A 22,215-nucleotide genomic window follows, 5' to 3' on the forward strand; every position below is an offset into this window, starting at 1 on the left:
TCGGAAAGCTTGGGCAAGCAGCGATAGGCAGGGAGCCACGATGACGGTGACAGTGACAGAGCGCAAGCCGGCCGCCGAGCGCGTCGCGGTGCGCTGCGTCGACTCCGACGTGCATCCGACGCCGAGAGCGGGCGAGTTGACGCCGTACATCCCGGAGCCGTGGCGCAGCAAGTACTTCCTGACGCGCAAGGTCGGCGATCAGATCTACTACGACGCACCGGACTACGCGCACGCCTATGCGATGCGTGTCGACACGTTCCCGTCGGACGGCAACTTCGCCGGCAGCGATCCCGACCTTGCGTTCAAGCAGCTGATCATGGAGGCCGGGGCCGACATCGCGGTCCTCGAGCCGGCCGCATACCCGGCGCGGTTCCCGGAGGTCAACCACGCGATGAGCGTCGCGCTCAACGACTGGCAGGCCAACCATTGGCTGGACAGCCACAACAACTGGCATGAGCGTTGGCGCGGATCGGTCTGCGTGGCGATCGAGGCACCCGAGGACTCGGCCCGCGAAATCGAGCGCTGGGCCGGGCATCCCTACATGGGCCAGGTCCTGATCAAGGCCGAACCGCGCCCGGCGTGGGGAGATCCGAAGTACAACCCGATCTGGGAGGCCGCCACCAAACACGACATCACGGTGAGCTGTCACCTGTCGCGCAGCCATCACGAGGAGCTGCCGATCCCGCCGGTCGGATTCCCCAGCTACAACCACGATTTCATGGTCACCTACTCGCTGCTGGCCGCGAACCAGGTGATGAGCATGGTGTTCGACGGCCTGTTCGACCGGTTCCCGACACTGCGAATCGTGTTGGTGGAGCACGCCTTCACGTGGATACTGCCGCTGATGTGGCGGATGGATGCGATCTACGAGGCCCGCAAGTCGTGGCTGGACATCAAGCGCAAGCCCTCGGAGTACGTCAAGGACCACATCAAGTTCACCACCCAACCGCTGGACTACCCCGAGGACAAGACGGAGTTGTCGCGCGCGTTCGAGTGGATGGAGTGCGAGAAGATCCTCCTCTACAGCAGCGACTATCCGCACTGGACCTTCGATGATCCCCGCTGGCTGGTCAAGCACCTGCCCGAGCATGCCCGCGAGGCCGTGATGTTCCGCAACGGCATCGCCACGTATCACCTTCCCGAGACGGTTCCGGCCCTCGAGGGCCAGGTGCGGGTGTTCTGAGTTGGACGAGCAGAAGAAGACGCCCCGGCTGGCCCAGGGGCGTGAGCACGTCGTGGCCACCGTCGACGAAATCCCGCCGGGCAAGCACAAATTGGTGCCGATCGGACGCCATGGCGTCGGCGTGTACAACGTCAACGGCACGTTCTACGCGATCGCGAACTACTGCCCGCACGAAGGCGGTCCGCTGTGTTCGGGCCGCGCCCGCGGTCGCACCATCGTCGACGACAGCGTGCCCGGCGACGCGGTGATGGTGCGCGACCTCGAGTACATCTACTGCCCGTGGCACCAGTGGGGTTTCGAACTGGCCACCGGCACCACCGCGGTCAAGCCCGAGTGGAGCATCCGCACCTACCCGGTTCGGGTGGTCGGCAACGAGGTGCTGGTGCAGGCATGATGGGTGCACCCCTCAGTACCGCGAGTGACCGTGTCCGTACACGACACGCTGACCGATTTCGGCATTTTGCGGTCATTCGGCGCTTGCGCGGGAGCCCACACGGAGGAGTTCGATGACCACAACGGAGTCCGCCGGCCCCAAGCTCAAGCGCGGCGAGAAGACCATCGAGCTCAACGGCGGCAATGTCGTCTACGAAATCCTGGGTAAGGAAGGCGATTTCATCGCGCTCACCCCTGGCGGCCGGTTCAGCAAGGACATCGAGGGGCTGCGGCCGTTGGCGCAGGAACTGGTCAAGGGCGGCTATCGCGTGCTGCTGTGGGACCGGCCCAACTGCGGCAAGTCCGACGTCCAGTTCTACGGGCAGAGCGAATCGCACATGCGCGCCGACACCCTGCACGCGTTGATCACCGGTCTCGACATCGGCCCGTGCATCATCGCCGGCGGTTCGGGCGGCGCCCGCGACTCGATGCTGACCGCGATGCTGTATCCCGAGATCGTCCGAAAGCTGGTGGTGTGGAACATCGTCGGCGGTGTGTACGGCTCGTTCGTACTGGGCTCGTACTACATCGTGCCGAGCATCCTCGCGGTGCGTGGCGCTGGCATGAAGGCGGTTGCCGCCGTCGACGAATGGAAACAGCGCATTGAAGAAAACCCGGCCAACCGGGACCGTATCCTCGGTCAGGACCCCGATCAGTTCCTCAAGCTGATGCTGCGGTGGCTCAACGCGTTCGTCCCCAAGCCCGGCCAGACGATCCCCGGCGTCGAGGACGAGATGTTCGACAACATCAAGGTTCCGACGCTGATCATCCGCGGCGGTGAGAACGACCTCGACCATCCGAAGCGGACCTCGCTCGAGGTGAGCTGCCTGATCAAGGGCTCCGAGCTGATCGACCCGCCGTGGCCCGAGGACGCCTGGGAGCGCGCCGGCGAGGCCCGCGCCTCCGGAAAGGTCAAGCGATTCAACATGTTCGACACGTGGGTGCAGGCTGCGCCCGCGATCCTGAAGTTCCTGGACAGCTAGTGAGCGGGCGACCGTCCCCCGTGGGGGCACATGCGCCGGTTCATACGGACCGGATGCGCACCTCGCAGTTCAGTGATGCCTCGAGCGCGGTGTGGACGCGGCTCTCGGGCACGCGCTCGAGGTCGGCCTTGCGCAACGTCACGTGCACGACGTCCCAGCCGTCGTCGCCCGGCACCCGCTCGATGTCGCCGGCCAGGCCCAGCCCGGCGAGCACGCCGCGCGCATCGGCGTCGGTGCCGCGACTGATGAACGTCACCACGCCGGGTACCGGTGTGGTGCCGAACTCGCCAAAGGCGCGAGCGCACAACTCGACAGCGGTACGCGTGAGCGTCGCGGGATCGTCGCCTTCGATAAGCAGTTCCACCTCGCGGCGATGGGCAGGCAGGCCGGACAGCTTGTTCTCGATCAGTTCGATGCCTGCCGCGCCGGCCAGCTCGCGCAGGCGGGCCGCACCCTCATCGAGCTGCGCAGAATCGAGTTCGCCTGCGCGGTCGACGCCGACGCGAACCACCGCAGTCCTCATGGCCGTCAGCCTATCCGCGGATTGCAAGGGCGTTTCATGACCTCCACCGCTACCGAACTCACCGTCACCGCCTGGCCGGACTGCGCGCCACGCCTTCTGCGCGGCGCGGGCTCGGGCCCGGAGGATTACGCCGATTACGTACAGGCCGGTGGCTACCAGTCGCTGTCCGACGCCGAGGCGCTGGCCGAGCAGGTAGACCTGTCCGGACTGCTGGGTCGCGGCGGCGCAGCTTTTCCCATCGGCACCAAACTTCGCTCCGTGCGCGACGCACATCAGCGCGGATCGGACACCGTAGTCGTCGCGAACGGCGAAGAGGGCGAGCCGGCGTCGATCAAAGACCGCTGGTTGCTGCGCCACCGCCCGCACCTGGTGCTCGACGGACTACGCTTGGCCGCCGCTGTCGCCGGAGCCGGGCGCGCCTACGTGTACGTCTCCGACTCCCCCGCGGCCAGCGCGGTGAGCACCGCGTTGAGCCAACTTCCGCGAGACACGTTCGGAGGAACTGAGGTCACCGTCGTGACCGTCGAACCGGGTTACGTCGCCGGTGAGGAGACCGCGGCGGTGCGGCGCATCAACGGCGGGCAGGCCAAGCCGACCGACAAGCCGCCGCGGCCCTTCGAGGAGGGGGTGTCCGGGCTGCCGACGATGGTCAGTAACGTCGAGACGTTGGCCAACCTGCCGTTCATCCACGCCCACGGTGCGCAGGCGTTCCGGTCGGTGGGCACGCCGATGTCGCCGGGAACGTTCCTCGCCACCATCACCGGTGGTGCTCGACCGGCCACACTTTACGAGATTCCCCACGGCGCACGATTTTCCGAGCTGCTGCAGGTGCACGGGGTCGACAAAGAAGCCGTCACCGGAGCGTTGATGGGCGGCTACTTCGCCGGCCTGCTCAACACCGACGTCCTCGACGCGACGCTCGACCACGAATCGATGCGCCGGCTGGGCAGTGGCCTCGGCTGCGGGGCCATTACCATCCTGACCGACGACTGCCCGGTGGCGGTCGCCGCGTCGGTGATGGCCTACTTCGACCGCGAGAACGCCGGCCAGTGCGGGAGTTGCTTCAACGGCACCGCCGCTATGAGCGCGGTCACCTCGGCACTACGCGACGGGGTGGCGACCGACGAAGACGTCGCACGCCTGGAACGGTGGTCGGTGGTGTTGCGCGGCCGCGGCGCCTGCGGCACCCTCGACGGCGCCACCAACATCGCCGCCAGCCTGCTGCGCCAGTTCCCTCAGGCGATCGCCCGCCATCTCGCGGACGACTGCCAGACGTGCCGCGCCGGCACCTTCGAAGCAGCCCGACCCTACGAAGTGGAGGCGGTGGCCCAATCATGAGTGACGGCTTGAGGATTCGGCTCGACCGCACGCTGTGCGACGGCTTCGGCATCTGCGCCAGGCACGCGCCAGAGTATTTCTCGCTCGACGACTGGGGTTACGCGTCGCTGATCGGCGACGGGACGGTGCCGGAGAAGGACCGCGACGCGGTGATGCGGGCCCTGCTCGACTGTCCCGTCCACGCGATCATCTACATGGGTGAACACCGGCCGTCAGACGACAACGCCGTGCGCGAAGAACCGCGCGAGTCCCCCGAGCCCGATCCGACGGCCGGCGACAGCAACGAAGCGATCTCGGGATTCGTCCGGTGACCCGGCCGCTGCCGGAACTCACGGTTCTCAACGAGTTCTTCTGGACCGCAGGCGCTGACAATGTGTTGCGCATCCAGGAGTGCCGCGACTGCTCCGCGCTGATCCACCCGCCGCAGCCGGTGTGCCGGTACTGCCGCAGCCACAACATGGGCGTTCGCGACGTGTCCGGCACGGCCACGCTGTCGGCTTTCACGGTCAACCATCGGTTCGGCTTCCCCGACCTGCCGCCGCCGTATGTGGTGGCTCAGGTCGCCGTCGTCGAGGATCCGCGAGTTCGGTTGACCACCAACATCGTCGACTGCGATCCCGACGCTCTCGAGCTCGGCCAACTCGTCGAGGTCACGTTCGAGAAGCTCGCCGATCAAGCCGGAGCCGTCTTCCTGCCGATGTTTCGGCCAAGCGCCGACAAGCGGACCGGTCCGCTTCCCGAGGACGAGATCGCGCCGCAGGATTTCGCCAAGCACGTCAGCGCCCCGCCGACCACACAGCGGTTCGAGGAACACTCCGCGATCACCGGCATCGGCGCGTCCCGGCTCGGCCGCCGGCTGATGGTGCCGCCGCTGTCGCTGACCATCGAGGCGTGCGAGGCGGCGGTCGTAGACGCGGGCTTGACCTTCGACGACATCGACGGGCTCTCCACCTATCCGGGCCTGGACATCGCGGGCATGGGCGAGGGCGGCGTCAGCGCGCTCGAGGGCGCGCTGGGCATCCGTCCGGCGTGGATCAACGGCGGCATGGACACGTTCGGTCCCGGCGGCTCCGTCATCGCCGCAATGATGGCGATCGCCACCGGCATGGCCCGTCACGTCCTGTGCTTTCGGACGTTGTGGGAGGCCACTTTCCAGCAGCTGATGAAGGAAGGCAAGGCCTCGCCTCCCGGTGGTGCCCGCACATCGAGTTGGCAGATGCCGTTCGGCGCGATGTCGGCAGCGCATACGCTCGCCCTGAACGCGCAACGACACTTCGACCGGTACGGCACGACGCGGGAGACTCTCGGCTGGATCGCGTTGAACCAGCGCGCGAATGCGGCGCTGAACCCGACCGCCATCTACCGCGATCCGATGAGCATGGACGACTACCTCGGCGCACGGATGATCACCACGCCGTTCGGGCTCTACGACTGCGACGTGCCGTGCGACGGCGCCGTGGCGGTGATCGTCTCGGCCGTCGATGCCGCCAAGGACATGCCGCGCAAACCCGTGCTCTTCGAAGCCGTCGGCACGCAGATCGTCGAGCGCACGGACTGGGACCAGAGCACGCTCACCCACGAGCCCCAGGTGCTCGGCCAGGCGGCGCACCTGTGGACGCGAACCTCACTGCGGCCCAAGGACGTCGACGTCGCCGAGCTCTACGACGGTTTCTCGTTCAACTGCCTGTCCTGGCTGGAAGCGCTCGGCTTCTGCGGTATCGGCGAGGCCAAGGACTTCCTCGACGGTGGTCAGGCGATCGCCCGTGACGGCGTGATCCCGTTGAACACCCATGGCGGTCAGTTGTCCCACGGCCGCACCCACGGCATGGGCCTGATCCACGAGGCGGTCACGCAGTTGCGCGGCGACGCCGGCGACCGACAGGTCATGGATGCGCGCGTCGCCGTGGTCAGCAGCGGCGGACTGACGCCCAGCGGGGCGATCCTGATGCGGACCGACTCGTGAGTGTGAGCCCCCGCTCTGGTGTCGCCGCCGGGGCGGCTCCCCGCCCCCGCGTCGTCCTCGTCGACGGCGTGCCGATGTCGGGGCTCGTCGCCGCCGTCGACGAACCGAGGGCCGTGATCATCGCTTTTCACGGTGGAGCCAGCACCGCGGCGTATTTCGACTGCCCCGGCCATCCCCGGCTGTCGCTGCTTCGCATCGGCGCCGCGCTGGGGTTCACCGTCGTCGCGCTGGACCGACCGGGCTACGGGAGTTCGGCGCCGTATCCGGACGCGATGCAGCAACCGGACCAACGCGTCTCGCTGGCTTACGGCGCCGTCGAGAAGGTCCTCGCTGACGGTTCCCGCGGCGCCGGGCTGGTCCTGCTCGGCCACTCGGCCGGCTGCGAGCTGGCAGTGCGGATGACCGCAAGTGAAAATGCTGTCGATGCAGGCGTTCTCGGGCTCAGCTTGGCCGGTACCGGTCTGCGGTACAGCGATCACGCCGCCGAGATGATGAAGACCGCGACCGCCACCCGGCGACCGGTCGGGTTACGCGAACTGCTGTGGCGGCCCGCGCACCTTTATCCACCCGAGGTGCTCTCCGGCATGACCAACTCCTCCGGTGGCGCGCAGTACGAAGCGGAGACCACCAAAACCTGGCCGCGACAGGACTTCCCGGCGCTCGCGGCGCAGGTGAGCGTTCCGGTGCAGTTCGTCGTCGCCGAGCACGAACGGGTGTGGCGCACCGATCCCGACGCGCTGGCCGACATCGCCGCCGTCTTCACGGCCGCACCCAGGTTCGTGTTCGACGAGCAACGCAATGCCGGACACAACATGTCGTTGTCGGTCAGCGCTGCGGCATACCACCTGAAGGTCTTGTCGTTTGTCGAGGAATGTGTAGTCGCGCACTTGAGCGCAGAAACGAAGTTGGAGGCGGGTTGATGCGCGTCGGATTCATCGGGCTGGGCAGCCAGGGCGGTCCCATGGCACGCCGGATCGCCGAAGGCGGTTTCGAGACGACGCTGTGGGCCCGCCGGGAGGCCAGCTTGGAACCCTACAACGACACCCCCGCGAAGACGGCGAGCTCACCCGCCGAACTGGGCGCCGCCAGCGATCTGGTCTGCCTCTGCGTGGTCGGGGACGACGACGTCCGCGAGGTGCTCAACGGCGAGTCCGGCGTGCTCGCCGGCCTGGCCCCCGGCGGAATCGTCGCCATTCACAGCACCGTACATCCCGACACCTGCCGGGAGATCTCCAAAGCCGCTGCAGAGCAGGGAGTTTCGGTAATCGATGCGCCGGTCAGCGGTGGCGCTCCCGCCGTCGAGGAGGGCAAGCTGCTGGTCATGGTCGGCGGTGCGGAGGAGGACGTCGAACGCTGCCGTCCGGTGTTCGCCACCTATGCCGACCCGATCGTGCACCTCGGTCCGCTGGGCAGCGGACAGGTCACCAAGATCCTCAACAACCTGTTGTTCACCGCTAACCTCGGCGCAGCGTTGAGCACTCTGGATCTCGGTGAGTCGCTGGGCATCCCGCGGATGCGCCTCGCTGAGGTCCTCAACGGCGGATCGGCCACCAGCAAAGCGCTCGGCAGCATCTCCATGTTCGGCGGCACGGTGGAGGGCCTCGCCCCGATCGCAGGAGCGCTGCTGCAGAAAGACGTTCGGCACGCCGCCAACATCGCCGCCAGCGCGTCGGTGCCGGAGGGTTCGGTGTTCACCGTGGCCGACACCGCCCTGGAGTCGATGGACCATCCGCGGTGACCCGCGTCGGCTTCGTCGGGGCGGGCCGGATGGGCGCCCCGATGGTGCGCCGTCTCGTCGCAACCGGTCATGACGTCGCAGCTCTTGGCAGGACCGATGACAAGCGCGCTGCCGTGCGCGATCTCGGCGCGCGTCCGGTCGGCACCGCTACCGAAGCCGCCGACGCCGACGTGGTGATCGTGTGCGTTTTCACCGACGAGCAGGTGCAACAGATCTGCCTGCACGACGGGTTGGTGGCGGCGATGCCCCCGCGCGCCTCGCTCGTGATCCACACGACCGGAAGCCCCGCCACCGCACAGACCATCGCCGCGCAGTTCCCCGATGTCGACGTCGTCGACGCGCCGGTCAGCGGCGGCCCGCACAACATCGCCGCCGGCGAGGTGACCCTGTTCGTCGGCGGCTCCGATGAGGCGGTCACGCGGGTGCAACCGGTGGTTGGCGCCTACGGCGACCCGATCCTGCATGTCGGTCCGCTCGGCGCGGGCCAAGCCGTCAAGTTGATCAACAACGCGTTGTTCGCCGCGCAGATCGGTTTGCTCGCCGAATCCGTGACGCTGGGCGCTTCCCTCGGGGTGGACGAGACCAAACTGCTGGCGTCGATATCCCATGGCAGCGGGGCAAGCCGCGTCGGCGAGTTCATCTCCGCTCGCGGATCGGTGTCCGGGTTCGTAACCGATGTCGCCGAGTTCATCGGCAAGGACGTCGACGTGGTCCGCAAGACGGCGGCTGAGCTGGGCCGCGACCTGGGCTTACTCGACGACGTCATCAACGCCGGAATTCGACGATGAAGACAGCGATTCTCCCTACTCAAACCCTTCCCGTGGGGGATACTATTGACGTTACACAATTGCGCCCTCGCGTAACGGAAGCGGTCACCAGCCCACCGCGAAAGAGGAGATCATGACCAAGCCGAAACTCGTGTTCGACCCGTATTCGCAGGAGTACTTCGACGACCCGTATGAGATCTACGCCCGGATGCGCGACGAGACGCCGATCTACTACGACGAGGAGCAGGACTTCTACGCGCTGACGCGGCATGCGGACGTGGCGGCGGCACTCAAGGACCACGAATCGTTCTCATCGACCCGCGGATGCCACCTGAACATGATCAAGTCCGGCAAAGGGTTCCAGAAATCCATCATCTTCATGGATCCGCCCGAACACCGCTTCATGCGCAGCCTGCTCAACAAGGCGTTCACCCCTCGGGCGATCCAGGCGCAGCGCGACACCGTCGTCGAACTCGTCGAGCACTATCTGTCCAAGGTGGATCCCGACAACTTCGATGTGGTGCAGGACTTCTCCGGTCCGTTCCCCGTCGAGGTGATCACCCGGATGGCAGGGGTGCCCGAGGAGTTTCGCCAGCAGGTGCGGCACTGGATCGACAAGGGCCTGGAAGTCAAACCCGGACAGGTGGACCTGTCCGAAGAGAACATGCAGGCCAACATGGACGCGGGGGTCTACTACTTCGGCCTCGTGCAGGAGCGCCGGCAGGACCCCCAGGACGACATGATCAGCCGCCTGATCGCCGCCGAGGTTCCCGGCGAGAACGGCGAAATGCGCAAACTCGACGACATCGAGATCACCGGCTTCGTCGCACTACTCGGCGGCGCGGGCGCCGAAACCGTCACCAAGTTGGTCGGCAGCGCCGTGGTGGAATTCGCGCGGCATCCCGAGCAGTGGCAGATGCTGCTCGACGACCGAAGCCTGGTACCTGCTGCCGTCGAAGAGTTGCTGCGCTACGTGGGCCCGGTGCAGTACAACGTGCGCTATACCCTCCGGGAAGCCGAAGTGCCCAGCGGCACGATTCCCGCGCACAAGCCCGTGTTCCTGATGAAAGCGGCCGCCAACCGTGACCCCCGCGCGTTCGACGACGGCGAGACGTTCGACATCACCCGTGACCGCACGCAGGCGCAGAACCTGGGCCTGGGCTACGGCATCCACAGTTGCCTCGGTGCCGCGCTGGCCCGGTTGGAGACCACCATCGCGCTCGAGCACCTGCTCGATTTCATGCCGCGCTACGAGGTCGATTTCGACGGCCTGCAACGCGTGCACATGCAGAACGTCGCCGGGTACCACCACGTCCCCGTGAAGGTGTTGACGTGACCGCTTGGGTGAGGAGGAGGGCGCTTCTGTGACTCAGAAGATCGTCGTCGACTTCGGGCTCTGTGAAAGCAACGGGGTGTGCATGGGCATCATCCCCGAGGTGTTCGACCTCGATGACCAGGACTACCTTCATGTACTACAGGAAGAAGTGACGCCGGAGAACGAGCAGCAGGTCCGAGAAGCCGTGCGCCAGTGCCCGCGGCAGGCGATCTCGATCGAAGACGAATGACGACAACCGAACTCGTCTTCGACCCGTTCTCCGAGGCGTTCTTCAACGGACCCTGGGAGATCTACCGCCGCCTGCGAGAGGAGGCGCCGGTCTACTACAACGCGGAGCACGACTTCTACGCGCTGTCCCGGCACGAGGATGTGGCCGCGGCGTACAAGGACTTCCAGACGTACTCGTCGGCGTACGGCCTCGACCTCGCGACGGTGCGGTCCGAGGAACCGATGGCCGCGAAGATGATCATCGTCATGGACCCGCCCGAACACCGGCAGATGCGCAGCCTGGTCAACAAGGTGTTCACCCCCCGAGCCATCCAGGCGCTGAAACCCATGGTCTCCGAGACCATCGAGCGGTACTTGTCGCGGGTCGATCCCGACCGCTTCGACGTCGTCAAGGATTTCTCGGCGCTCTTCCCGGTCGAAGTGATCTCCCAGATGCTCGGTGTACCAGAGGAATACCGCCAGCAGGTCGGCGAATGGGTGGACATCTCGCTGCGTCGCGAACCCGGCCAGATCGAGATGTCCGAGGAGGGTCTACAGGCCGTCGGCCAGTTGATGGGCCTGTACTACGACCTGATTCAACAGCGACGGGCCGAACCGCGCGACGACATGTTCAGCCGCCTGATCACCGCGGAGATCGAGCGGGAGGACGGCCAGAAGCAGCAGCTCGACGACTTCGAGATCGCCGGCTTCGCCACCCTTCTCGGTGGCGCGGGCGCCGAAACCGTCACCAAACTTGTCGGCAACGCCGCGGTGACGTTCGCGCGCAACCCCGACCAGTGGCGCAAGCTGCTAGACGACCGCAGCAAGGTTCCGGCCGCGGTGGAAGAGTTGCTGCGTTACGAGGCGCCCAACCAGTACAACGTGCGGCGCTCCATGCGGGAAGTGCACCTGCACGGGGTGACGATCCCGGCCGGCAAACCGGTGTTCCTGCTTGCCGGTTCGGCCAACCGGGACCCCGAGGCATTCACCGACGCCGACACGTTCGACATCGACCGCGATCGCACCGAGGCGCAGAACCTCGGGTTCGGCTACGGCGTGCACAGCTGTCTGGGTGCGGCGCTGGCCCGCATGGAGAGTGCCATCGCGCTGGAGAAGCTTCTGGACTTCATGCCGCGCTACGAGGTGCTGTTCGACGAGTGCCGGCGGGTGGCGGCGCAGAACGTCGCCGGCTGGTCGAGTGTGCCGGTGCGAGTGCTGCACTGATGCGTTTCGTGTTCGTGCACGGCGGTTTTCACGCCGCCTGGTGCTGGGAACACACGATCGCCGAGTTGCATCAGATGGGCCACGACGCGGTGGCCGTCGACCTGCCCGGCCACGGCGCGCGCACCGAGCAGGAGTCGACGCTGGCCAACCGGCGCGACGCGATCGTGTCGGTCATGCAACCCGGTGACGTGCTCGTCGGGCACTCCGGCGGCGGGTTCGACGCCACCCTGGCCGCGGACGCCCGCCCGGATCTGGTCAGCCACATCGTCTACCTGGCGGCGGCGCTACCCCGCGAGGGCCGCACCTATCCCGAGGCGATGGCGATGCGGGACTCAAGCGATATCAAAGACGGCGAGTTCGATGCCGACGTCGGAGAGATGTTGAGCTATCTGAAGTTCGACGACGACGGTGCGATGTGGTTCGCCGATTTCGACGGCGCGTGGCAGTACTTCTATCACGACTGCGACGAGGCCACCGCGCGCTGGGCGTTCGACCGCCTCGGCCCGGAGCGGTTCGGCGACACCACGGTGACGCCGGTGTCGGTGCCGTCGTTCTGGGCCGCCGAGTTGCCCCGCAGCTTCATCCGCTGTATGCAGGACCGCTCGATGCCACGCTGGCTGGCCGATACCGTGACACACCGCCTCGGCGTCGAGCAGTTGACGATCGACGCGTCGCACTCGCCGTTCCTCAGCAAGCCGCGTGAGCTCGCCGGGCTATTGGTGCACGCCACCACCACGTCACCGAGCGGCCCGCTGGTGCCCCACTGACCCAGCTGATCACCGCCGCTCACCGCTGCGCCGAGATCGACGTTTTGGCGGGTTTCACTCGGACTTTCCCGCCAGAACGTCGGTTTGGGCGATAGAAATCAGCCGAGGCCGTGCAAGATGACCCCGTTGCAGTCCGCGGCGGCCTGGCGTAACTTGGCGGCCTCCTGATAGGTGTCGGAGTTGTACCACTCGCGGGCCGCCTCTTCCGACTCGAACTCCAGCAACACGGTCTGCGTACCGTGCCACTCGCCCTCGAGCAGCTCGGGCTTCTGGTCGAACGACAGCAGCGTGGAGCCGGCCATCGCCTTGCCGGCCAGCTTGGCGTACTCGGCCATGCCTGCTGGGTCCTTCACGTCCTCGGTGATGAGGATGTACGCCTTGGGCACTGAAAACTCCTTCGTGGTCAATCGATTTCGCGGATCGCTTGCTCGGGGCAGTTCTGGATGGCATCGCGGGCGGCATCCTCCAGGCCGACAGGCACGTCGCCCGGATCGGCGACCGCCCAGCCGTCGTCGGTCATCTCGAACACCTCGGGACACAATGTCAGGCACATGCCGTGGCCCGCACAGCGGTCCTCGTCGACGGTGACCTTCATCGGGCACCACCGTCGACGAGATCGAACTCCAGGTGCAGTTCGGTCAGGCCTCGCAGGATGTATGTCGGGATGTAGGAGTAGCGGCGCGAACCGGCAGGGCCGTGGTGCTTTTCGCTGATCCGGATATCGGTCGTACGGTCCAGCAATCGCTCCAGCCCGACACGCGTTTCGGCGCGGGCCAGCGGCGCTCCCGGGCAGCTGTGGATGCCGCGACCGAACGCCAGATGCTGTCGGGCGTTCTTACGTTCGGGATCGAACCTGTCGGGATCCTCGAAGCGGCGCGGGTCGCGGTTGGCGGCCCCGTTGATCACCATCACCGTGCAGCCGGCGCCGAGCGACTGCTCGCCGATGTTCGTCGGCACCCGCGACAGCCGGAAGTCGCCCTTGACGGGGCTTTCGATGCGCAGGCACTCCTCGATGAAGTTCGGCAGCAGGCTGCGGTCCTCGCGCAACTTGCGCTGGATGTCGGGATTGTCGCCCATCACCTTCAGCGCCGTCGACAACAGCCGCACCGTGGTCTCCTGCCCGGCGGAGAACACGTTGGTCGCCACCCGCACGACGTCGGCCACCTCGGGCATCGTCCCGTCGGGGAACGTGGCCGTCGCCAGGCCGGTCAGCACGTCCTCACGTGGCTCACGACGACGATCCTCGACGTACTCGGCGAACACCTCGTACAGGTATTCCAGTGGCGTCTTGGTGAGCGTCTTCTCGGCGTTGCCGAGCCCGCCGCCGTGGGTGCCGCGCGCGAGCCGCTCGAGCAGTTCGGGGCGGTCCTCGTCGGGGACGCCGAGCAGATCGGCGATGACGCGCAACGTGAACGGCCCGGCGAAGCCCTTGATGAACTCGCCCTCACCCGGCGCCAGGAACTCGTCGAGGATGTCGTCGGCCAGCTGCCACATCGCATCCTCGTTCTCCTTGAGGCGCTTGGGCGTGATCAGCCGCATCAGCAGGGCGCGGTGATTGGTGTGCGTCGGCGGGTCCAGCGTCGGCAACTGGTCGCTGAACGGGATCTCGTCGCGGTGCTGGTTGATCAGCTCCGTGATGTCGTCGTCCTGCAAGCCGTCGAGCGCGACCGGAAAACCGGGGAACGGGCCCGTCACCGAGATACACGACGAGAACGTCTCGGCGTCGTTGTAGACATCGACGGCCTCTTGCCAGCCCGTCACCATCGTCACGCCGTAGTGGTCCTCCCGGCTGACCGGGCACTTGTCGCGAAGTGCCGCGTAGAACGGGTACGGGTCGTCGGTCAGACGGCCGTCCCGGAAGAAGTCGACCGAGGTGAGGTCCTCCGTCATTGGCCCTCCGTTTCGACGATCTCAGCAGGCGAGAACGTGATTCTCATATCGGGGTATCAGATTTCCATACGGCAATGCCGTCGTCAACGACCGGTGCTGTGCAACCGCTCAGCACTATTGGATCGGCTCGTCGCCGAGCACCGTCGTGCGCAGCATTTCGCGCGGCGAATCGGGGTCGTACGGCGCCGCGCGGTGCAGGACACCGTTGTTGTCCCAGATGACCGTGTCGCCGACGGACCACCGGTGGCTGTAGACGAGGTCAGGCCGGGTGGCACGGTCGAGCAGGTCGGCGAGCAAGGCTCGGCCCTCGTCGAGATCCATGCCGACGACGTAGTCCGCCGAAGCGCCCAACACCAGCGATTTGCGACCGCTGCGGTGGGTCCACACCAGCGGATGCTCGTGGGTGGGACGCGAACGCCACTTGGCCACCAGCTCCGGCGACGGATCCGGCGTGACCCGGCGCTGCGACGCCTCGAGCGAATGAACCACCCGCAGCGCTCCGAAGCGCTCCTTCTCCTCGTCACTGAACGCCTCGTACGCCGCATACGAGTTGGCGAACTCCGTCTCACCACCGCGCTCGGCCACCTGTTTGGCGGAAAGCACGGTCGCCTTCTGCGGGCACTCGCCGTTGGTCGGAGTGCAACCGTCGATATGCCAGTCGAACGTGGCGCGCAGGTACGCCGCGGACGAGTTCTTCGACTTGTCCAGCGTCACCGGATAGATGCCGGCCACCGGATGGTGGCCATCGGACGAGTGGTCGATGTCGCCGAGTCGCCGGCAGAACGCCACCTGTGCCTGCGGTGTCAGGCCGAGACCCGGAAACACGAGCGCGCCGTTGTCTTCCAGGGCGTCGAGGACGGCGGCGCCCAGCGCATCGTCTCCTGCCAGGGCGTCGGAATCCAGGCCGAGCACCTCGGCGCCGACTGATGCGGTGAGCTTGTTGATCGTCAGCACAGTCATGGTCGTCCCGTCCTGGTCATCACGGCACCGGCGCGCTGACGCGGTGCATCTCGGCGTCAGCGGAGTCGATGGGTTTCTGCGTACCGAAGATCTCGACGGCCATCGAGACCATGATCATCGAGTAGACGAGATGCAACAGGTTCAGCGCGTCGTCGGGGACATCGTCGAGCGGAAACTTGTCGCAGTAGTCGATTGCCTCCTCGAAGCGGGGCGAGAACGCGTCGTAGAACTTCCGCATCTCCTGCATGGGTGTGCTCAGCCGCGCTTCCCATCGCTCCGGTTCCGTTGCCAGACACCACTTCTCGGCAAACGGCTCGAACTCGGCGAATGCGCTGGGCAGTCGGGTCTGCGGCATGGTCACACCCCCACCGGACTGCGCTCGGCCTTGTACTCCTCGACCCACTTGACGGCCTCGTGGTGCAGATGTCGCACGAGGATCTCCTGATCACTGAGCGGAAAATCGTCGACCACGTCATACTCCAACGCCGCCTGCGTTCCGCCGAGCATCCCGGCGTCCTGTAGCGCGAACTCCTTGAGCACGACCGAGGCAACCTCGTGTTCGATGCGCTCACGCACGTTGCGCGCCGGGTGAAAAGCGTTGTACGCCTCGAACTTGTGGGTGTTGTGCGACGTCGGCCAGTACCGGTACAGCAGGTACCAACCGTGGTAGATGAGGATCTCCAGATTCGGGAAGATCTGAAAGTTGGAGATGCCCCACGGTTCGATCCCACCCGGGTTCAGACCGGCCGACTGGTGGGTCTCCGGTGTCCGCCATGGGCCGACAAGACCACTGCGAGTGACCCTTTCGACCGGGTACATGTACTCGGGATCGAGCAGCCACCGCCGGGTGCCCGCCGTGGACACCAGGCGATGCGGCCCGTCGATCTGAAAGTGTCCGCACTCGAACGTCGCATTCGGTTGACGCACCGCACTGGGCACCTGCTGTGAGTGCAGCGACGGTACGTGGTAGTACTCCTGGAACGCGTCGGCGAAAATCTTCCAGTTGCTGTTGTTGTGCGCTTCGAATTCGTAGCGCTCGGTCATCAGGTCGAACGGGTAGTCATCGAGCGCGGTGATCATCGGCCCGAGGAACTCGCGCAGGCTCCACCGAGGTTCGGGATCGAAGTTGATGAAGACGAAGCCGTTCCACACGTCGCAGTGCACCGGCTTCAACCCGTACCGCGAAGTGTCCAGGCCGAAGAACTCCCCCTCCTGCTGGACGAAGGTGAGATCACCCTTGAGGTCGTAGCGCCATCCGTGGTACTTGCAGGTGAACTGGCGGCAGGTGCCCTTGACCTCCTCATTGGGATAGTCGTTCCACACCAGTTTGTTGCCACGGTGCCGACAGACGTTGTAGAAGGCGCGGATCTGCTGGTCCTTGCCCCTGACGACGATCACCGACGTGCGGGCGGCGTCGATCTCCTTGGTGAAGTAGCTGCCGACCCGCGGCACATCCTCTACCCGGCCGACATTGAGCCAGGCCCGCTTGAAAACCGCTTCACATTCCAGTTCGTAGAACTCGGGAGAGATGGAATCGCGGAACGAGATCGGCCCGGTACCCAGATCCGGATAGTGCTCAGTCCAGCTGCCCTCCGCCGGCTTAGGCCACTTTCCCATGCGAACCTCCCTGTCGTGGTTGAACTCTCATCACATCACCGACCCGCCGTTGACGCCCAGGGTCTGACCGGTGATGAAGCCGGCCTCCTCGGAGCACAGGAACCCGACGGCGGCGGCGATGTCCTCGCCGGTGCCGAGATGACCGAGCGGAACGCTCGCGGCCATCTGCTCGTTGGGCGGAAGGTGGCCGGCGGCCTGGGACTGGTGTTGCATCGGCGTCTCGATGGCTGACGGTGGAATGTTGTTGACGGTGATGCCCGCCGGACCGTATTCGCGGGCAAGCGATCTGGTCAGCGACAGCAATGCACCCTTGGACGCGGCGTAGTGGGCCATGCCAGGTGAACCGCGCTGGGCGCTCGACGACGAGATCATCACGATGCGGCCCCAACCCGCGTCGAGCATGTCGGGCACCGCCACCTGGCAGCAGTGAAACGTTCCGGTGAGGTTCACATCGACCAGCCGTTGCCAGGCCTGCACGGTGATCTCGGTGAACGGCGCGAAGTCCACCGCGCCGGCGCTGGTGACCAGGATGTGCACCGGTCCCAACTCGGTTCGCACCTTGGCGAAGGCATCCTCCACCGCTTGGCGGTCGCTGACATCGGCCGCGACGCCGAGCGCCGGGAAGCCTTGTGCGCGCAGATCTTCGGCGACTCGTTGCGCCGCGTCACCGTTGAGGTCGAGCACCGCGACCTTGTGTCCCCGCCTGCCGAGCTCGTGGCAGGTTGCCTCCCCCATGCCCGACGCGCCGCCCGTCACCACCGCGACCCGTGTCATCGCCTCCGCCTCATCTTCAGCACCCCTACTCGTAGATCACGTGGACTGTTCGGCTGGTCGGCAGGGACTGGCACGTCAGCACCCATCCCTCGGCCACTTCGTCGTCATCGAGCGCATCGTTGTTCAGCATCCGGGCGCTGCCCGACTCGATCCGCGCCATACATGTTCCGCAGGAACCGGTTTCGCAGGATGACGGCGCCCGCAGCCCCGCGATGCGGGCCGTCTGCAGCAACGTGTTACCCGCCCGGTAGGGCGCGGTGACGGTCTTGCGGTCCAGCTCGATGACCACTTCCTCGGTCTGTTCGGTGGCTTCGACGACGTCAACGGGCGGCGGCGCGACCTCGAACCGCTCGAGATGCAACCTGTCACGCGGAACCCCTGCCTCGAGAAGCGTCGCTTCCACGGTGTCCATGAACGGTCCGGGACCGCAGATGTAGTACTCGACGTCGCGACCGGAATCGACGAACGCCTCGACCGCGGCGCGCTGGACCACCCCGGACTCCTCGTCGAAGTGATGGGTCACGGCCAATCGGTCGGAATTGTCATCGGCGAGGGCACTCAGCGACTCGCCGAAGATCACCGAGTCACGGCTTCGGTTGGCGTAGAACAGCTTGACGCGTCGGTCGGTGCTCACCAGCGCGAAACCGATCAGCGAGAAGATGGGGGTGATACCGCTGCCGCCCGCGAAGGCCACGATGTCGCGCTCGGCCTCGCCCAGGACGAAGCGGCCCTCCGGCGGCGCGGCGTGAATCTCGTCGCCGGCGGATGCGGTGTCGTTGAGATAGTTGGAGACCAGCCCTCCGGGGTCACGCTTGACGGTGATCTGCAGGTCTTCGCCGTTGTGGGGCGACGACGACATCGAGTAGCAGCGCCGGTGATCGTCCCCGGCGACTTTCACCCGCAGGGTCAGGAACTGGCCGGCCCTGTACCGGAACCGCTGCGAACAATCGGCGGGCACGTCGAGCACCAGCGACACCGCATCACTGGTTTCGCGCACCACCCGCTTGATGCGCAGTGGCGCGAATTCGACGGCTTGTTCCGACATCACCCATAGAGTATCAAGTACTTGTGATTGGTTTCAAGGAGTAGCTCGTAGCCGGATCGGCTTCGGAAATGGCTGAGCCGCTAGTCGCCGATGTGGTCGTCGACCAGCGTGTGCCCGGTGCCCTTCTCGACCACGCGCGCCAACAGGTCACGCAACGTCTGCTGCTCTTCCGGGGTGAGCACGCCGAACACCGCCTCGTGCGCGGCGATCGCGTCGCTGACGACCGCGGTGGCGACCTTGCGCCCCTCCTCGGTCAGGTAGGCCTTCAGAATTCGCGCGTGCTGCGGGTCGGGTTTGCGCTCGACGAACCCGCGCTGCTCGAGCGCCTTCATCGCGAGCTGCACACCCTGCGGCGTGATCAACAGCCGACGCGCGAGCTCGGCTCCCGACAGCCCCGGCTCGTTCGTGAGCTGGCGCAGCACACCGATCTGCGCGGTGCTGACGCCGTGTTGGCTGACTGCGTCGTTGACTGCGGTGAGCGAGAAGTACCACGCCTGCTTGAGATGCCACAGGATGTTGTCGCCGAGCTCCATACCCAGTTCTGGGTTTGTCTCCCTAGCCACGGCCCTCACCCCCGTCGTGCTTGTAGATCTGTCCGTCCTTCATCACGAACCGAACGTCCAGCGTGGTCGCGATGTCGGCGGACGGATCGCCCGGCACGGCGATGATGTCGGCGAGATATCCCGGTGCGAGAAGGCCCAATTCGTCGTCGGCCTCGATCAACTCGGCGCTGGTAACCGTCGCGGCCCGGATCGCCTGCATCGGGGTCATGCCGCGCTCGACCAACGCGCAGAGTTCCTTGGCGTTCTGCCCGTGCGGTATCGCGGGTGCGTCTGTGCCACAGGCGATGCGCACACCCGCAGCGATGGCCTTGGGCAGCATGGCCTGCGCCTGGGGGAAGACCACTTCGGCTTTCTTGCGCAGCTCCGGAGCGATGCGGTCGATCGCCATCGCCTGGGTCAGGTAGGTGGTCGAGACCAGGAATGTCCGGGTGTCGGCCATCAGCTGAATGGTTTCGTCGCTGGCGAGAAAGCCGTGTTCGATGCAGTCGATACCGGCCCTGATGCAGGCGCGAACCGCGCTGTCGCCCACCGCATGCGCGGCGACCCGTACCCCGGCGCGGTGAGCCTCGTCGGCGATCGCGGCGAACTCGTCGTCGGAGTACTGCTGCGCGCCGGGCGCGGTGCTGTGCGACATCACGCCGCCCGACGCCGATACCTTGATGAGTTTGGCACCGTGCCGTACCTGATAGCGCACGCAAGCGCGGACGTCGTCGACGCCGTTGGCGATGCCCTCGGCCACCGACAGCGGCATGATCCCCGGTGCGAGTCGCTGGAACACGGTCGGATCGAGATGCCCGCCGTACGGCGTCACGGCGTGGCCGGCCGGATAGATTCGAGGGCCGACGTGCCACCCCTGGTCGATTGCGCGCATCAGGGCGACGTCGAGCAGGTAGCCGCCGGTCTTGACCATCAGGCCGAGGTTGCGCACCGTGGTGAAACCTGCCTCGAGGGTGGTGCGGGCGTTCACCGCACCGCGCAGGGTGCGATACGCCGGATCGTCTTGTACGCCGTGCATCGGGCTGGGCAATCCCTCGGGACCGCCGGGCCCGCCGATGAGCAGGTTGAGCTCCATGTCCATCAGGCCGGGCAGCAGCGTGACATCGCCCAGCTCGACGATCGTCGAATTCGGCGGCGGTTCAGGCGGATTCACCGCAGAGATGCGGTTGCCCTCGACGACCACCACGGCCGGTGAGCGCACCTCGCCGGCTTCGACATCGGCCCAGCGCGCGGCGCGCAGGACGGTGGGGCTGGTCACGGAACGGGTTCGGACACGCAGTCCAGCGTCGTGGCGCCCGAGTCGGGCACCTTCGGTTGCTTCCAGCACTCGACCGGGAAAGACGCTTGGATCATCGAGTACAGCAGGTGCATCAGGTTGAGTACGTCCTCGGGCATGTCGTCGAGCGAGAACTTGTCGCAATAAGCGATGGCCTCCTCTGCTCGCGCGGTGATGGCGTCATAGAAGGCCTGCAACTCCTGCATGGTGCTGGCCAGTCGCTTGGCGTACCGCTCCGCCTCGGTCGGCAGGCACCAGTCGGAAAACTGTTCCAGGTCGGCGAATTCGGGCGGCAGCTTGGCCGTCGTGGTCGTCATGTCACACCGCCGCCGTCTTGCGCTGGAAGTCCTCGACCCAGGCCGCGGTTTCCTTGTGCAGGTGGCGAATCAGCACCTCCTGATCGCACAGCAGGAACTCGTCGATGACCCGCGACTCGACCATGCTCTGCGTCGCCTCCAGCGTGTTCGCGTCCTGGAGGCCGTATTCCTTGAACGACACCGCAGCGAGTTCCTGGGCGATTCGCTCGCGAGGCGTCCTCGCCTGAGGGAAGTACACCGTGCCCTCGAAGAGGTGCGTGTTGTGTGACGTGGGCCAGTAGTGATACGTCAAATACCAGCCTTGGCCCCAGAACAGGATTACGAAATTGGGGAACAGCTGGAAGGAGTCCAGCCCCCACGGATCGCATTTGGCCGGATTGAGTCCGACGGGCATCTCCCCCAGATCCGGTTTGTCCCAGGGCCCGAACAGGCCGCTCTGGCAGATGTCCTCGATCGGCTTGCGCATCTCGTCGGCCATCTCCCACGCCCGGATACCCGAGGTGCTGACCAACCGATGCGGCCCCTCGATGCGATAGTGCGGCGCCTCGAAACCCGCCTCCGCAGCGGCCTTCGAGTACGCGGTGGGTGACTGGTTCGCATGCAGTACGGGTGCGTGATAGAACTCCTGGAACGCGTCCATGTAGAGCTTCCAGTTGGCTTTTACTTCGGAGCGGTAGTAGAACCGCGAGGTCATCTTGTCGAACGGATAGCCCTCGAGATCGGTGATCATCGGACCGAGGAACTCACGCAGTGACTGCTCGGGCTGCTTGGCGAAGTTGACGAAGATGAAGCCTTCCCACACCTCGCAGTGGACCGGCACCAAACCGTAGCGGCTCTTGTCGAGGTCGAAGAACTCGCCCTCCTGCTGAACGAAAGTCAGGTTGCCGTCGAGGTCGTAGCGCCATGCGTGGTACTTGCAGGTGAACTGCCTGCACACACCGCTGGTCTCCTCCAGCGGCATGTCGTTCCACACCAGCTTGTTGCCGCGATGGCGGCAGATGTTGTGATACGCCTTGATCTCGCCCGAGGTCGTACGGACCACGATGATCGACGTGTTCACCACCTTGAGCTCTTTGGTGAAGTAGCTGCCTTTGCGTGGAACCTGCTCGGCGCGACCGACATTGAGCCAGGCCCGCTTGAAGACGGCTTGACGCTCGATCTCATAGAACTCGGGGCTGATCGAGTCCTCGTAGGAGACCGGCTCCGTTCCCAGCTGCGGGTAGTGCTCTGTCCAACTGCCTTCCGGGGGTTTGGGAAAGCGAGCCATCGGCTTCTCCTGTCATTGCTTTTTCGGCATTCGGCGGGAGCCTGATTA

The 22,215-nt window shown here is 65.9% G+C and carries 26 protein-coding genes; 13 read left to right on the forward strand and 13 right to left on the reverse strand.

The genetic code is table 11. The features are described from left to right. Positions 1-40 precede the first annotated feature (40 nt). From AU187_RS06515 to AU187_RS06525, 3 genes are all read left to right on the forward strand, one after another. Positions 41-1,183, forward strand: a complete 1,143-nt coding sequence (locus tag AU187_RS06515; RefSeq protein WP_059101940.1) for an amidohydrolase family protein — start codon at positions 41-43, stop codon at positions 1,181-1,183. 1 nt (position 1,184) lies between these two features. Continuing rightward, a complete protein-coding gene (locus AU187_RS06520) occupies positions 1,185-1,577 on the forward strand; it encodes a Rieske (2Fe-2S) protein (protein WP_059101941.1) in 393 nt (130 codons plus the stop codon). A gap of 112 nt (positions 1,578-1,689) precedes the next feature. Continuing rightward, positions 1,690-2,598 (forward strand): alpha/beta fold hydrolase, encoded by a 909-nt coding sequence (locus AU187_RS06525; protein ID WP_059101942.1) that lies wholly within the window; start codon positions 1,690-1,692, stop codon positions 2,596-2,598. 40 nt (positions 2,599-2,638) lie between these two features. Here AU187_RS06525 and AU187_RS06530 read toward each other — a convergent pair whose 3' ends face one another. Then, the gene (locus AU187_RS06530) at positions 2,639-3,121 is read right to left on the reverse strand and encodes a hypothetical protein (RefSeq protein WP_059101943.1); all 483 of its coding nucleotides are present in this window, start codon (positions 3,119-3,121) and stop codon (positions 2,639-2,641) included. A 36-nt stretch (positions 3,122-3,157) separates the two neighbouring features. Between AU187_RS06530 and AU187_RS06535 the strand changes: the two genes are divergently transcribed. From AU187_RS06535 to AU187_RS06580, 10 genes are all read left to right on the forward strand, one after another. After that, entirely contained in the window at positions 3,158-4,459 is a 1,302-nt protein-coding gene (locus AU187_RS06535) for an NADH-ubiquinone oxidoreductase-F iron-sulfur binding region domain-containing protein (protein WP_059101944.1), read from the forward strand. Further along, positions 4,456-4,770 (forward strand): ferredoxin, encoded by a 315-nt coding sequence (locus tag AU187_RS06540; RefSeq protein WP_059101945.1) that lies wholly within the window; start codon positions 4,456-4,458, stop codon positions 4,768-4,770. Before AU187_RS06535 ends, AU187_RS06540 begins: the two co-directional genes overlap by 4 nt. Further along, positions 4,767-6,422 (forward strand): thiolase C-terminal domain-containing protein, encoded by a 1,656-nt coding sequence (locus AU187_RS06545; RefSeq protein ID WP_059101946.1) that lies wholly within the window; start codon positions 4,767-4,769, stop codon positions 6,420-6,422. Before AU187_RS06540 ends, AU187_RS06545 begins: the two co-directional genes overlap by 4 nt. 74 nt (positions 6,423-6,496) lie before the next feature. Further along, positions 6,497-7,342 carry an alpha/beta hydrolase gene (locus AU187_RS06550; protein WP_059166406.1) on the forward strand — a complete coding sequence of 282 codons (846 nt, stop codon included), beginning with the start codon at positions 6,497-6,499 and terminating at the stop codon, positions 7,340-7,342. Continuing rightward, positions 7,342-8,160, forward strand: coding sequence for an NAD(P)-dependent oxidoreductase (locus AU187_RS06555; protein WP_059101947.1), 819 nt, complete (start codon positions 7,342-7,344; stop codon positions 8,158-8,160). Before AU187_RS06550 ends, AU187_RS06555 begins: the two co-directional genes overlap by 1 nt. Then, positions 8,157-8,948, forward strand: a complete 792-nt coding sequence (locus tag AU187_RS06560; protein WP_059101948.1) for an NAD(P)-dependent oxidoreductase — start codon at positions 8,157-8,159, stop codon at positions 8,946-8,948. Before AU187_RS06555 ends, AU187_RS06560 begins: the two co-directional genes overlap by 4 nt. A gap of 112 nt (positions 8,949-9,060) precedes the next feature. Continuing rightward, positions 9,061-10,263 carry a cytochrome P450 gene (locus tag AU187_RS06565; RefSeq protein WP_059101949.1) on the forward strand — a complete coding sequence of 401 codons (1,203 nt, stop codon included), beginning with the start codon at positions 9,061-9,063 and terminating at the stop codon, positions 10,261-10,263. A gap of 28 nt (positions 10,264-10,291) precedes the next feature. Further along, positions 10,292-10,492 carry a ferredoxin gene (locus AU187_RS06570; protein ID WP_059101950.1) on the forward strand — a complete coding sequence of 67 codons (201 nt, stop codon included), beginning with the start codon at positions 10,292-10,294 and terminating at the stop codon, positions 10,490-10,492. After that, a complete protein-coding gene (locus tag AU187_RS06575; protein ID WP_059101951.1) occupies positions 10,489-11,694 on the forward strand; it encodes a cytochrome P450 in 1,206 nt (401 codons plus the stop codon). Before AU187_RS06570 ends, AU187_RS06575 begins: the two co-directional genes overlap by 4 nt. Next, positions 11,694-12,461 carry an alpha/beta fold hydrolase gene (locus AU187_RS06580; RefSeq protein ID WP_059102101.1) on the forward strand — a complete coding sequence of 256 codons (768 nt, stop codon included), beginning with the start codon at positions 11,694-11,696 and terminating at the stop codon, positions 12,459-12,461. The genes AU187_RS06575 and AU187_RS06580 overlap by 1 nt, the downstream gene beginning before the upstream one ends. A gap of 98 nt (positions 12,462-12,559) precedes the next feature. Here the strand turns inward: AU187_RS06580 and AU187_RS06585 are convergent, their stop codons facing one another. The 12 genes from AU187_RS06585 to AU187_RS06640 form a co-directional block, all read right to left on the reverse strand. Next, positions 12,560-12,847, reverse strand: coding sequence for a DUF1330 domain-containing protein (locus tag AU187_RS06585; RefSeq protein ID WP_059101952.1), 288 nt, complete (start codon positions 12,845-12,847; stop codon positions 12,560-12,562). A 17-nt stretch (positions 12,848-12,864) separates the two neighbouring features. Continuing rightward, positions 12,865-13,056: a ferredoxin gene (locus AU187_RS06590; protein ID WP_059101953.1), complete on the reverse strand. Its 192-nt coding sequence runs from the start codon at positions 13,054-13,056 to the stop codon at positions 12,865-12,867. Further along, positions 13,053-14,351, reverse strand: coding sequence for a cytochrome P450 (locus AU187_RS06595; RefSeq protein WP_059101954.1), 1,299 nt, complete (start codon positions 14,349-14,351; stop codon positions 13,053-13,055). Before AU187_RS06595 ends, AU187_RS06590 begins: the two co-directional genes overlap by 4 nt. Before the next feature lie 114 nt (positions 14,352-14,465). Further along, positions 14,466-15,311, reverse strand: coding sequence for a TauD/TfdA dioxygenase family protein (locus AU187_RS06600; RefSeq protein WP_059101955.1), 846 nt, complete (start codon positions 15,309-15,311; stop codon positions 14,466-14,468). A gap of 19 nt (positions 15,312-15,330) precedes the next feature. Continuing rightward, positions 15,331-15,666 (reverse strand): hypothetical protein, encoded by a 336-nt coding sequence (locus AU187_RS06605; RefSeq protein WP_059102102.1) that lies wholly within the window; start codon positions 15,664-15,666, stop codon positions 15,331-15,333. Between the two features lie 2 nt (positions 15,667-15,668). Then, complete coding sequence (locus AU187_RS06610; RefSeq protein ID WP_059101956.1) at positions 15,669-16,928, reverse strand: aromatic ring-hydroxylating oxygenase subunit alpha; 1,260 nt, start codon at positions 16,926-16,928, stop codon at positions 15,669-15,671. 30 nt (positions 16,929-16,958) lie between these two features. Then, positions 16,959-17,702, reverse strand: coding sequence for an SDR family NAD(P)-dependent oxidoreductase (locus tag AU187_RS06615; RefSeq protein ID WP_059101957.1), 744 nt, complete (start codon positions 17,700-17,702; stop codon positions 16,959-16,961). Positions 17,703-17,727: 25 nt separating this feature from the next. Then, positions 17,728-18,747: a ferredoxin--NADP reductase gene (locus AU187_RS06620; protein WP_059101958.1), complete on the reverse strand. Its 1,020-nt coding sequence runs from the start codon at positions 18,745-18,747 to the stop codon at positions 17,728-17,730. Positions 18,748-18,827: 80 nt separating this feature from the next. Continuing rightward, positions 18,828-19,280, reverse strand: coding sequence for a MarR family winged helix-turn-helix transcriptional regulator (locus AU187_RS06625; protein ID WP_059101959.1), 453 nt, complete (start codon positions 19,278-19,280; stop codon positions 18,828-18,830). A gap of 22 nt (positions 19,281-19,302) precedes the next feature. Further along, positions 19,303-20,565 carry a metal-dependent hydrolase family protein gene (locus AU187_RS06630; protein WP_059101960.1) on the reverse strand — a complete coding sequence of 421 codons (1,263 nt, stop codon included), beginning with the start codon at positions 20,563-20,565 and terminating at the stop codon, positions 19,303-19,305. Continuing rightward, positions 20,562-20,900, reverse strand: a complete 339-nt coding sequence (locus AU187_RS06635; RefSeq protein ID WP_059101961.1) for a hypothetical protein — start codon at positions 20,898-20,900, stop codon at positions 20,562-20,564. The genes AU187_RS06630 and AU187_RS06635 overlap by 4 nt, the downstream gene beginning before the upstream one ends. Before the next feature lies 1 nt (position 20,901). After that, on the reverse strand, positions 20,902-22,167 hold the full coding sequence (locus tag AU187_RS06640) for an aromatic ring-hydroxylating oxygenase subunit alpha (protein WP_059101962.1): 1,266 nt from the start codon (positions 22,165-22,167) through the stop codon (positions 20,902-20,904). Positions 22,168-22,215: the final 48 nt, after the last annotated feature.

The sequence above is a fragment of the Mycobacterium sp. IS-1556 genome (assembly GCF_001499985.1).
Lineage (GTDB): Bacteria > Actinomycetota > Actinomycetes > Mycobacteriales > Mycobacteriaceae > Mycobacterium.